Source organism: Oxalicibacterium sp. (assembly GCF_057353965.1).
In genome coordinates, this window is record NZ_JBMQZD010000004.1 from 126,025 (window position 1) to 138,465 (window position 12,441).

7 protein-coding genes and 1 riboswitch are annotated in these 12,441 nt (G+C 62.5%); of the genes, 5 read left to right on the forward strand and 2 right to left on the reverse strand.

The genetic code is table 11. The features are described 5' to 3' along the window. Positions 1 to 94: 94 nt before the first annotated feature. Complete coding sequence (locus tag ACO1VH_RS07045) at positions 95 to 973, forward strand: alpha/beta hydrolase (RefSeq protein ID WP_486243799.1); 879 nt, start codon at positions 95 to 97, stop codon at positions 971 to 973. Here the strand turns inward: ACO1VH_RS07045 and ACO1VH_RS07050 are convergent. Further along, positions 891 to 4,178, reverse strand: a complete 3,288-nt coding sequence (locus tag ACO1VH_RS07050; protein ID WP_486243800.1) for an autotransporter domain-containing protein — start codon at positions 4,176 to 4,178, stop codon at positions 891 to 893. The two genes, ACO1VH_RS07045 and ACO1VH_RS07050, sit on opposite strands and share 83 nt — an antisense overlap. Positions 4,179 to 4,583: 405 nt before the next feature. Between ACO1VH_RS07050 and ACO1VH_RS07055 the strand changes: the two genes are divergently transcribed. From ACO1VH_RS07055 to ACO1VH_RS07070, 4 genes are all read left to right on the forward strand, one after another. After that, positions 4,584 to 5,360, forward strand: a complete 777-nt coding sequence (locus ACO1VH_RS07055; RefSeq protein WP_486243801.1) for a ferredoxin--NADP reductase — start codon at positions 4,584 to 4,586, stop codon at positions 5,358 to 5,360. 358 nt (positions 5,361 to 5,718) lie between these two features. Further along, on the forward strand, positions 5,719 to 7,278 hold the full coding sequence (locus ACO1VH_RS07060; protein WP_486243802.1) for an efflux RND transporter periplasmic adaptor subunit: 1,560 nt from the start codon (positions 5,719 to 5,721) through the stop codon (positions 7,276 to 7,278). Then, positions 7,278 to 9,281 (forward strand): MacB family efflux pump subunit, encoded by a 2,004-nt coding sequence (locus ACO1VH_RS07065; protein ID WP_486243803.1) that lies wholly within the window; start codon positions 7,278 to 7,280, stop codon positions 9,279 to 9,281. The genes ACO1VH_RS07060 and ACO1VH_RS07065 overlap by 1 nt, the downstream gene beginning before the upstream one ends. Before the next feature lie 9 nt (positions 9,282 to 9,290). Then, positions 9,291 to 10,754: an efflux transporter outer membrane subunit gene (locus ACO1VH_RS07070; RefSeq protein WP_486243804.1), complete on the forward strand. Its 1,464-nt coding sequence runs from the start codon at positions 9,291 to 9,293 to the stop codon at positions 10,752 to 10,754. Between the two features lie 6 nt (positions 10,755 to 10,760). Here ACO1VH_RS07070 and ACO1VH_RS07075 read toward each other — a convergent pair whose 3' ends face one another. Continuing rightward, on the reverse strand, positions 10,761 to 12,071 hold the full coding sequence (locus tag ACO1VH_RS07075; protein ID WP_486243805.1) for a purine-cytosine permease family protein: 1,311 nt from the start codon (positions 12,069 to 12,071) through the stop codon (positions 10,761 to 10,763). A gap of 46 nt (positions 12,072 to 12,117) precedes the next feature. After that, positions 12,118 to 12,219, reverse strand: a riboswitch (TPP riboswitch). Positions 12,220 to 12,441 lie beyond the last annotated feature (222 nt).

The following is a 12,441-nucleotide window of genomic DNA, read 5'->3' on the forward strand; positions in this document are numbered from 1 at the left end:
TTGACGCCGGTTGCATGCGCGGCGACATTACGGCATGACTTTTCGTCTTCCCTTTTATCTTTCATTTCCGCATGCGATCCGCATTGTTTCCCGCATGGCGCTCATCGCTGCCATTGCGACGCTTGCCGCTTGCGCCTCGACCCCGGCCGAGCGTACCGCGACGTTGCTGGACGAGGGCGCCAGGCTCGAATTTTCCGCCGTCCGCTACGGCAGCACGCCACCGCTGGTCGGCATGATGCACATGCAGAAGGAATCGATTTCATCCGATGAACTCTGGGTGGTGATCGAAGGCGACGGCCATGCCTGGCTGAACATGCATCAGCCGTCATCCGATCCGACGCCGCGCGATGCCGTCGGCTGGCGGCTGGCGAAGGAATTGACGGCTGCGCCGGTGCTGTATCTGGCGCGGCCCTGCCAATTCCTTTCTTCTGCCGAATTGCAGGCCTGTTCGATCGACGACTGGACCGACGCGCGCTTTGCCGAAAAATGGGTGGCGCGCACGAATGCCGCGATCGACGATGCCAAACGCGCGACGAAGGCATCGCACGTGGTGCTTGCCGGTTATTCGGGTGGCGGCGCGATGGCAGCATTGATCGCGGCACGGCGCAACGATGTCGGCGTCTTGCTGACGGTCGCGTCGCCGCTCGATCATGCGGCGTGGACGCGCCTGCACGGCGTGTCGCCGCTGGCGGCTTCGCTGAATCCCGTTTCGGTGAAAGAAAAATTGTTCAGGCTGCCGCAGGTGCATCTGACGGGTGCGGAAGACAAGGTGGTGCCGCCGGGTCTGCTGCAGGATTTTCTGCGAACCTATCCGACGGACGCGCCGGCAGAACTGATCGTTCTGCCGGGTGTCGATCACCGCATGCGCGCGGCGATCGATCTGGCGCGTATCAGAACTGCCAGTTTGCGCGGGCAGTCAGTTGATGGCCGAGATAGCGGTCGCGCACTTCAAGATCGTAGCCGACCGAAATGACGGTGCCGCCTGCGGTGACGTTGCGATAGCCCACGCCAAGCTGCAGCGCGTCGCGGCCCGGTTGTACGCCGTCGACCTTGAACGACGGGCCGCCGTTGACGAAGGTGGCTTCGACGGCCGGCGTATCGGCGAATTCATGCAGATAACGCGCACGCAGCGTTGCACTGGACGATGCACTGAGCCGGTTGACGAATTCCGCGCCGATGACGCTCTGGAAGGAATGCGCATCCTGACTTTCCACATGTTGCGCCGAGGCGCCGCCGGTTTCGGTATAGCTCTCGTTATCCAGATACGCCGCGCGCGCGCCGACCAGCCAGCGGCCGCTCCATTGCGGATTCAGCTCGAACGGAATGCCGTATTCGACGCGTGCGCCGAGCTGATAGCCTGAATATTTGCCTTTCAGTGTTTCGGTAAAGCCGGGGATGTCGACACGGCGATGGCTGTCGTAGTGGTTGGACGAGAGCGCCACGCTGGCATCCAGCGTGTAGTCGCGATCAGTGCGGCTGAAGTAGCCGCCCAGATGCAGCGCCTTGACGTCGTTGTCGTCGCCGTTGCCGTCGTTGCGGCCATCGCTGCCGGCTTGCGTGTAGCCGCCGGACAGGCCGACCATGTCGCGCGCGTTGAGATCGGTTTCGAAGCCGACGGCCAGGCCTTGCGCGTCGAGGTCATAGCCGTTGGCACCCTTGCGCGCCTTTTGCGTGGCGACCGAAACCAGACCCTGCACCCAGAAGCGCGCGCCGCTGACATCGCCGCCGGCAAGGCCGCTCTTGTCCATTGCGACCGAACCGCCGTTGCGCATCGCGTCGACACGGTTGTCGAAGGCAGAGAACACGCTGCCTTGCGCTGCCATCGAAGCCGATTGCGCAGCGGCGTTGGTTTCCGGCGCGAGCTGCTCGGTGGCCTTGGCGACTGCGTTGGTATCGGGCAGCGCCTGGAATGCATTGAGCAGATCCAACGCTTGTTGCGAATTGACGTTGGAAGCGATTGCGTCCAGTGCGTTGGCAACACCGCTGAAACGCGGCGAGACGACGGAAGCGAGGCCGTGTTCGCGATGCGCGACCAGCTTCAGCGCGTCGGTATCGGTTTCCAGCGTGTAGGAGTAGAAGACGCCGTTGCCGCCGGCGATGTTCAGCTTGGCGGCATCGGCTGTGAGCCCGCTGCCTGCCGAAATCAGCGTGTAGGACGAACCGTCGGTGACGGAACCGGTGATCAGCGGCTTGATCGTTGCGCCGTCGGCCAGTGTTGCGGTGCCACTGGCGAGAATCTTGTCGCTGTTGCTGGCGCCGATGTGGGTTTCCAGCACGCCGCTCGCGCCTTGCGCATAGTTGCCGCTCAGTGTGGTGGTGCGGAAGTTATTGCCGGTCGTGGCTTGCAGGGTGCCGTCGACTTTCAGGTCGGCGGCATCGATATTGCCATTGACCTGCAGGCTGCCGCCGGCATCGATCTGCACATTGCCGCCGGCATTCAGCGCCATGTTGAAGGTGGTGCTGCCGCCCTTGACGGTGATGTTCTGGAAGTTGCTCAACTGGCCGCTACCGAACACTTGCGTGCCATTGGTCTGCAGCAGGTTGTTGCCGGCGCCGCCGTCGATAGTGCCGATCACGCTGCCGCCGTAGAGATTAAGGGTGTCGTCGCCGTCGCCCATGTCGATCGCCAGGCCGTTCCTGCCTTCGATGCGGCCGTAGTTGGTCAGGCTGTCGTTGCCGCCGCCCATCTGTACGGCCGCGCCTGCCGCGGTGCTGTTGTTTGCGCCGACCAGGGTAGCCTGAGCGCCGCCGGTGATGACACCGCTGGCGGTGTTGACGAGCGTGTCGTCGAAGTCGCCGACCAAGCCGATGGCGATTCCCTTGTTGCCGGTGATCGTGCCTTCGTTGACGATGTACGCCTTGGCGCCAGCGGCGTCGGCCGTGCCGCGCACTGCGGCTGTGGTGCCGTCGGAGCCGTCGTCGATCAGGATGCCGTGTGCGTCGCCGAAAATCGTCGCGCCGGCATGGTTGATGATGGTGCCGCCGCCGGCGGCGATGCCGTCGGCGCCGTTGGGCAGACCGCCGGAGTCGAGGCCGCCTGCGCCGGTGCCCTTGATGGTGCCCCAGTTTTCGATGTAAGCCACGCCGTCGATGTCCACACCGTCGCCGTCGCCGTTATCGGTTGTCTGGCCGTCGTCGAGGTGATCGTACACCTTGCCGGCACCCGCGTAGTTGCCGGCGATCGTGCCGTAGTTGAAGACCAAGCCGTGGCCATCCAGACCGACGCCGGAACCGTTGTTACCCGTGATCGTGCCGTCGTTGATGACCACGGGGTTGGCGATCGTCACGCCATTCGTGACATTGCCGTTCATGTCGGTGCGGTCGAAGGTCACACCGTTTGCGCCGATGTGGAAGACGAGCTTCTTCGCGTCCAGCAGGTTGGCGTCAGCGGAGGTGCTGATCGGGCTGCCGCCATCGATGCCGTGACGCGTGCCGGTGATCTTGCCGTGATTGACGAGGGCGACATTGCCGTTCGCGCCGCCTTCATCGCCGTCGTCGATGGAAATGCCGTCGCCGGCCTTGGGCGCGCCGTCGCCGTCGTTCAGCGCATCGCAATCGGCTCCCAGATAATCGGGGCAGGAGGTGTTGACCGCGCTGGTCGAAACGATATTGCCGTAGTTCGTCAGCAGCACGTTGCTGCCCAGCTTGATTGCAGCGCCTGCGTTCGACGTGACGGTTGCGTTGCGGTTGCTTGCGGAACCGTTGACGAAGGTGTTGCCGGTCGTCGGACTATCGGGATCGGGATTGAGCTTGACCGCGTAGTTCTTGCCGTCGCCGATGTCGGCGTTCACCGAGATCGTGCCCTGGTTGCTGATCGCGTAGGCGACGTTGTCGTTGTCGACGCGCACTGCGACATTGTCCGAACGGATGCTGCCGTTGTTGATAAGGCTGAACGTGGTGCCGGCCTTGCCTATGTCGATGGTTTTCTTGCCGCCCGTGCTGCTGATGGTGCCGTTGTTGATGATGGCCGAATTGCCCGCCTTGACGTTGACCGCCTTGTCGCCGGAAACCTGCAGTGTGCCATTGACCGTGAGCGTGCCAGAGACCAGAGTCTGCGCCGCTGTCGAATTGGTGATGATGGTGTCGGTCGTGATGTCTGCCGCATGGACGGCAAGCGGAAAGGCAGCTTGCAGGGCAATGACAAGCGGAAGCGGACGTAACGCGTGGCGGAAGCGCATGGCGGATTTTTCCCAAGAGGTGGATAAAAGCCGCGATTATGCGTAGCACTTATGACAAGACGATTACGAAAAACGGGAGCAATGTGAAGTCGCCGATGCAGCGCATCGACATGATTTGACCGGCATTTGTGCGAAGCCACCATGCATCCAGTGGGGGCATTCTTGCCGGAAAAAGGTGTTTCCGATACAATGAGAACAATTCTCAACTGTCCGGTTGAGTGCCCCGCGATCCCGCATAAAAGCGTCTTTGCTTCCGCAAGCTGAAAGCAGTGGTTGTTCCTGCTGCCCCGCAGCAGCTTCGCCTTCGCTAGTAAAATACGCATTTTTCCCTTTCGCACCAAGCATGCAAAGGGAAGGGCGCGTCACTCGCGCGGCAATTTTCTTAATCTGGGATGTATCGATCTTATGGCTGCCTTTGAAACCTGTCGTGTCCTCAGCGTTCATCACTGGAACGACACGCTGTTCTCCTTTACCACCACGCGCGAACCGAGCTTCCGCTTTGAAAGCGGTCACTTCGTGATGATCGGCCTGCCGATCGACGGCAAGCCGCTGATGCGTGCATACAGTATCGCCAGCCCGTCGTGGGAAGAGCATCTGGAATTCCTGTCGATCAAGGTGCAGGACGGCGCGCTGACCAAGCATCTGCAAAACCTGAAGGTCGGCGACGAAGTGCTGGTGGGACGCAAGCCGACCGGTACGCTGGTCATTTCCGATCTGCTGCCGGCCAAGCGCCTGTTCCTGTTCGGCAGCGGCACCGGCCTTGCGCCGTTCATGAGCATCATTCGCGATCCGGATACCTATGAGCGTTTCGAACAGGTGGTGTTGGTGCACGGCACGCGCCTGGTCAGCGAGCTGGCTTATCGCGACTTTATCGCCGACGAACTGAAGCAGATCGAAGGCCTGGGCGAAGAGATTGCCGCCAAGTTGCTGTACTACCCGACCGTTACGCGCGAGCCTTTCCATAATGAGGGCCGCATCACGACCGCGATCTCGACCGGCAAGATGTGCGAGAGCCTCGGCATCGATCCGATCAGCCCGCTGACCGATCGCGCGATGATCTGCGGCAGCCCCGAAATGCTGAAGGATACGGCGAGCGAACTGGACAAGCTTGGCTTCGAAGTTTCGCCAGGTATCGGCCAGCCGGGCGACTACGTGATCGAACGCGCTTTCGTCGAACGCTGATCGCTGCGCCGCAAGGCGCTGCACTGTATAAAAAACGCCGCCGTGTCGATGGACATGGCGGCGTTTTTTTGCGCTCGTTTTTGGTCAGTTTTGCCGTTTTCTCTGACCGCTTTGCCGCTGCCTTTTTTCCATTATTTTTTCGACGCCTTGTCCAATGCATGTGATGGAAAAAAGCATACGAATCTTCACAATACTTTACCTTGCGGAGGCCCGGATTTCCTTGCCTCGTCGAATGGGACTCGCTATCGTTACGACGACTGTCAGAGCGTGAATTTGTGTGCATCTGCATGCGGATTCGCGACAGAAAATACGCATTCATCGCAACCTTTACTGCACTCTCTTTCGAGCCGATCCATTCATGAAACCAATCGTGCCAGCCGGCTTGCGTCGCCGGCTTTTCAACCGCTACACGATCGCCGCCGTGCTGATCGTGCTGATCGCCGCATTCGGCTATCGCGCCTGGCACAAGGCCTACGGCAAGAAGGATGCACGCGAAACCTATCAGACTGCAAAAGTCGAGCGTGGCGACATCGAAGACGTCGTCACGGCGACCGGCACCGTGCAGCCGCTGGAATTCGTCGACGTCGGCGCACAGGTGTCGGGGCAGTTGAAGAAGCTGCACATCGAGGTCGGTTCCGTCGTCAAGGAAGGCGATCTGCTGGCTGAAATCGATCCGACCGTGTTCCTCGCCAACGTCGACGCGCGGCGCGCCAACCTGCGCAACCAGCAGGCGACGATGAAAGATAGACAGGCGCAACTGACGCTGGCCGAACTGCAGTATCAGCGCCAGAAGAACCTGATGGCAGCCGATGCGACGACGCGCGAATCACTGCAGACGGCCGAAGCGTCGCTGCGTTCGGCGCGCGCACAGATCGAAGCGCTGCAGGCACAGATCGAGCAGACGCAATCGAGCTTGCGTGCCGACGAAGCAAACCTGAACTACGCAAGAATCTATGCACCGATGTCCGGCACGGTCGTCTCATTGACGGCGCGCCAGGGGCAGACGCTGAATGCCAATCAGTCCGCGCCTATCATCCTGCGAATCGCCGACCTGTCGACGATGACGGTGCAGGCGCAGGTATCCGAAGCGGAAGTCGGCAAGCTGTTCAAGGACATGGACGTCTATTTCACGACGCTGGGTAGCCAGGGGCGTCGCTGGTACGGCGCGCTGCGCAAGGTCGAACCGACGCCGACCGTCACCAACAACGTGGTGCTGTACAACGCGTTGTTCGACGTCGCGAACCGCAACTTGTCGTTGTTGCCGAGCATGACGACGCAAGTCTTCTTCATCGCCGCCACGGCGAAGGATGCGCTGCTGGTGCCGACGGCTGCGGTTTCACTGTCGCGCGGCACCGGCCGCAAGGGGACGCAACGCAAGCCGGCGGATTCCGGCAAGGCAGGCGAGACGGCGACGAAGACCGAACAGACACAATCGGCGCCGGCAGAAGACAAGCTTGCCGGCATGTCGCGCGAGGAACGTCGCGCCGCGCTGGAAAAAATGACGCCGGAGCAGCGTGCCGCCTACCGCGAACGCCGCAAGGCAGCACGCGAAACAGGAGCCGCGGCACAGGCAGGGCAGGCAGCTGCGGCAACGGAAGGACATGCCGACATCGTGAAGCAGCCGCGGCCGGGAACGGAAGCCGCGGACACGGATGGCGGCTTTACCGACCAGAGCACTGCGCGCCGGACGCGCCAGGGAACGGTGCGTGTCATCGATGGCGACGGCCAGATCGAACAGCGTACCGTCGAAGTCGGCGTGACCAATCGCGTGCAGATGCAGGTAGTGAGCGGGTTGAAGGAAGGCGATGAAGTCGTCGTAGGCCTCAAGCTGCCGCCATCGGCACATGCGCAGAATGGCGGCAATGCGAAAGCACCGGGTGCAACGGGGCTTGGCCAGGCGCCGCGAGGCATGCGCTGATGGATGCTGTCGCCGACAGCGGGGCATTGCAGCCCGCGCAGACTGCGCCGTCCGACGATCGTCAGGACGGCAGAACGCCGTTGATCGAACTGCGCGGCGTCACCAAGACCTACCGCAACGGCGGTCTCGAAGTAGAAGTACTGCACGGCATCGACCTGAAGATCTATGAAGGCGAGTTTGTCGCGATCATGGGCGCATCTGGCTCCGGCAAATCGACGCTGATGAACATCCTCGGCTGTCTGGACCGGCCGACGACCGGGCAGTACCTGTTCATGGGGCGTGACGTCTCCGGTTTCAGCAGCGACGAGCTGGCGCTGTTGCGGCGCGACGACTTCGGCTTCGTGTTCCAGAGCTACAACCTGATTCCTTCTGCCAGCGCGACGGAAAACGTCGAAGTGCCGGCCATGTATTCCGGCATGCCGCCGGAAGAGCGCCATGCGCGCGCGCACCAGTTGCTGGAAGAACTCGGCCTGGGCGATCGCACGCATCATCGGCCGAACCAGCTGTCGGGCGGCCAGCAGCAGCGCGTTTCCATTTCGCGCGCGCTGATGAACGGCGGCCGCATCATCCTGGCCGACGAACCGACCGGCGCGCTTGACAGCAAGAGCGGCGCCGACGTGATGAAGCTGTTGTCCGACCTGTCGCAGCGCGGCCATACCGTATTGCTGATCACGCATGCGCGTGAAGTGGCCGACCATGCGCACCGGCTGATCGAAATCAAGGACGGCAATATCCTGTCCGACCCCGGCCCGTCGCCCGCACCGTTGGAGCAGGCAGTCTTCACGCGGCCCGTGACGGCTGGCGTCGCGTCGCGGCTGGCGGATATTCTCGAAGCGGCGAAGATGGCATTGCGCTCGCTGCGCGCCAACATCTTCCGGTCCATCCTGACATTGCTCGGCATCGTCATCGGCGTCGGTTCGGTGATCGCGATGCTGGCGATCGGCGACGGTGCGAAGGCGGCCGTCATCGAACGTATCAGCGCGATGGGATCGAACCTGCTGCTGGTGCGCCCTGGCGCGCCTAACCAGCGCGGCTTCAATTCGACGGCGACGCTGGTCGTCGAGGACGTGCGCGCGATCGACGAACTGCCGAACGTGCTGGCCGCGGTGCCGGAACAGAACAGTTCTGCCACGCTGCGCTTTGGTACGTCGGACGTATCGACATCGATCAACGGCACGTCGGCCAAATTTCCGCTGGCGCGGCAATGGCCGGTCGCGCAAGGTTCCTTCTTCAGCGAGGACGACGAGGCGAACTATGCCGCCGTCGCCGTGCTGGGCAAGACGGTCGCTACCGGTCTGTTCGGCGACGAGAATCCGGTCGGCGAATTCGTGCTGATCAACAACCTGCTGTTCCAGGTTGTCGGCGTAATGTCCGAACGCGGCGCCTCGCCGATGGGCAGCGATCAGGACGATATCGTCTTCGTGCCGTATGCGACCAGCAGCCTGCGATTATCCGGCCAGCGCTTCCTGCGCAACGTGACTGTCGCCGTGGAAGACGTCGACCGCATCGACGAGACGCAGAACGATGTCGACAAGCTGCTGAACGAACGGCACGGCGTGGTCGACTACCGGATTCGCAACATGGCATCGATCATCGAGACGACCGAGCAGACGCAGAACACGCTGACCATTCTGCTCGGTTCGATCGCAGCGATCTCGTTGCTGGTCGGCGGTATTGGCGTGATGAACATCATGCTGGTCTCCGTTACCGAGCGTACGCGCGAGATCGGCATCCGCATGGCGACCGGCGCGCGCGAGAGCAACATCATGCAGCAGTTTCTGATCGAGGCGATGGTGGTTTCGGCACTCGGCGGCGCGATCGGCGTCATCGGCGGACTGGCGACGGCCGCCATCATCGGCGCCTTCGGCACGCCAATTGCGTATTCGGTGACGCCGGTGCTGCTGGCCTGCGGCTGCGCCTTCATGACCGGACTGGTGTTCGGCTACCTGCCTGCCAAGAAGGCGGCGCAACTCGATCCGGTGGTCGCGCTGGCGGCTGAATGAGTGAATGACATGAAAACAGCTATCCACAAAAACATGCTCGACGACATAACAGCCATTACCGGCACGCCGGTTCCTTTCCGTCGCTTGCGCATGACGCTTGCGCTGGCGGCCATGCTGGTGCTGGGCGCTTGCGCGCATCGTTTCGATACCACGCATCCTGACGTACAGTTGCCGGCCAGCTGGGCCGAAGCCTCGCCGGGCGAGGCGCAATTGCAGCGCGACTGGTGGTACGGTTTCGGCTCGTCCGAACTGAGCGGCCTGGTTGACGAAGCGCTGACCGGCAGCCCCGATTTGCGCATTGCGCTGGAACGCGTGACGCAGGCCGAAATCGCTGCGCGTAGCGCCGGCGCCTCGCTGTTTCCGCTGATCACGCTGAGCGCCGATACTGGTACCGGCTCGGTCAAGCCGGGTAGCGCCAGCGATGCAGGCTGGCGCAAGCGCGAATCGTCGGGAGCAGGGCTGGCTATCGATTACGAAGTCGATCTGTGGGGACGTGTCGCCGCGCAGGCCAGCGGTGCGCGTGCTTCGCTGGATGCCACCCGCTACGATCTGGAAACGGCGCGGCTGACGCTGACGACCGGAGTCGCCAACGCCTACTTCCAGGTGCTGGCCTTGCGGATGCGCCTGCGCATCGCGCAGAACAATCTGGCGATTGCGGAAAAACTGTTCAACATCGTCGAAGCGCGTTATCGCTATGGCTCGGCGTCGGCGCTGGATGTCAGCCGACAACGCAGCACGGTGCTTGCGCAACGCGCGACCATTCTGCCGCTGCAAGTGCAGGAACGGCAGGCGGTCAGCGCACTGGCCATCCTGCTCGGACGCCAGCCGCAGGCATTGCAGGTGGCAGAGCAGGATCTGGATGCCTTGACGGTGCCGGAAGTCGGCGCGGGTCTGCCGTCGACGCTGCTGTTGCGCCGCCCCGATCTGGCCAGCGCGGAAGCGCAGCTGTATGCCTCCGATGCGAATGTCGCCGCCGCGCGCGCAGCCTTGCTGCCGACCATCACGCTGAGCGGCACGGCCGGTTCGTCGAGCGCGGCGCTGTTGTCGCTGACCGATCCTGCCTACAGCATCGGCATTGCGGCATCCATTGTCCGTACGTTGTTCGATGGCGACCGTCTTGGCCAGCAGGTCGAATTGAACGAATCGTCGCGCCGCCAGCTGGTCGAAAGCTATCGCAATGCGATCCATTCCGCGCTGAAGGAAGTCGACGATGCGCTCGGCAATGCCGAACGCAATCGCAACCAGGAAAGAGCGCAGATCGAGATACGCGAAGAAGCGCTGCGCGCACTGCAGCTGTCCGAGTTGCGTTACCGCGAGGGAGCGGACGATCTGAACAGCCTGCTCGATGCGCAGCGCACTTTATTCACTGCAGAGGATCAGCTGGCGCAGCAGCGCCTGCTGCGTTTGAGCGGTACCACCGATCTATTCAAGGCGCTGGGCGGCGGCTGGAGCCGTCCGATTACGACGCAGTAACGCCGATCAGACGTGTATCTGCGGAGCCTGCGGCGTTTTGCCGCGTAAATTCCGCCATGCGACACCCAGTAGCAGCGTAACGGCCAGGCTGGGAAGCGCAGAGCCGAGTTGCGGCCACCATGCCGGGCAGGCGTGGAAGACGGCGATGCCGATCAGCCAGATCGCAACCGGAACCGTGTTGACCGGACGTTGCGTGGCTTCTCCCCGCAGCGACAATTGCGATACGACGACGCCGAACAGCGGAACGAAGACCGAGCTCAGCATCAGCAGAAAGGGTTCGAGTCCGTGCATCGGCAGCACCAGCGCGCAGGCCGTGGCGGCGATCGCCAGCACGATGCCCCAGCTGCGGATGCTGATACGGCTGTGCAGGAAGTTCAGTGAAACTGAACCGGAATAGACGTCGCCGTAGGCATTGTCCATTTCATCGATCAGGATCAGCCCGAGTGCGACCAGTCCGCCTTGCGCGAGCAGGATGGTCGCCAGCAGGTCCGCATCCGGTGCAGTCGTGCTGACGATCAGCACGCCGAGCGCGTGGCACCAGATGTTGGCGATCGCGAAGCCCAGCCAGGTGCCGCGGAAGGTGCTGGCACTGCTCCTGCCGTAGCGCGCGAAATCCGCCACCAGCGGCAGCCACGATACCGGCATCGCCATTACCAGATCGATGCCGGCTAATAGCCCCATCGAGCCGTCACCGGGCTTGTCCCAGAAATCCTGCAAGCCGTTCGCCTGCGCCTTCAGCAGGAACTGCCAGCTGATCCAGAGCAGCGACAGGATCACCAGCGGCAGGCCGAAACGGCCGACGAAGCGTCGCACCAGTCCGATCATCGAACCGGTTGCCAGCGCGATCAGCAGTAGTCCCCAGAACAGCGCGGTGACATACGGCACCCAGGCGGCTTCAAGTCCGAAGATGTCCTTGATCAGCGCCGTCGTGCCGTCGCGCATGACGACCAGCTCGAATGCGCTCCAGCCGAGCAGCTGGACGATGTTCAGCACGACCGGCAATCTGGCAAACGAACTGCCCAGCGTCTGGCACATCAGCGCCGGACTCGGCAGGCCGCGTTCGCAGCCGATGCGCGCGACCCATGCCAGCAGTGCCGCACCGAGCAGCGAGCCGATCAGGATAGCGACGACGGCATTGCGCGGTCCCAGCGCGCTACCGAGGAAGGCGCCGATCTGCATGACCAGCAGGCCGACGCCGAGGCTGAACCACAGCGCCGCGTGATCGCGAAATGCAAAGACGCGATCGGCCAGTGCAACCGGCGTGAAGACGGATGAGGTGGAAGAAGGTGAAGCGGAAGAAGATTCTGGCAAGGCCATCGTTGTCTTTCAAGGATGGCAGGTCGGCTGATGCGGTGCGGCGCCGTAGGCGGCCGGCATGCTTTCCTGCGCGAGGATTACCTCAATCAGGTTCAACGGGTATTTCTCACCCGCGCAATGACGATGCGCAGGACCCCGAGCGAATTCGCGTTTGGCGAAGGGCGCTACTTTGAGCTAAAAAACGGCAGCAGGCAAGCGGCGATGCTCCGCTGCGAAGAGAGCGTGGAGGATGTAGTGGGGAAAACGGATGGGATGCTGCGGAGATGCCCAAGAAAAAGCCGGACCGTCAAATGTGAGGGGAGGCGGTCCGGCCAAAAAACAGCAGCAAAGAAAACAACAGCAGAGTCGCGATGGGGGATGACGCATTGCC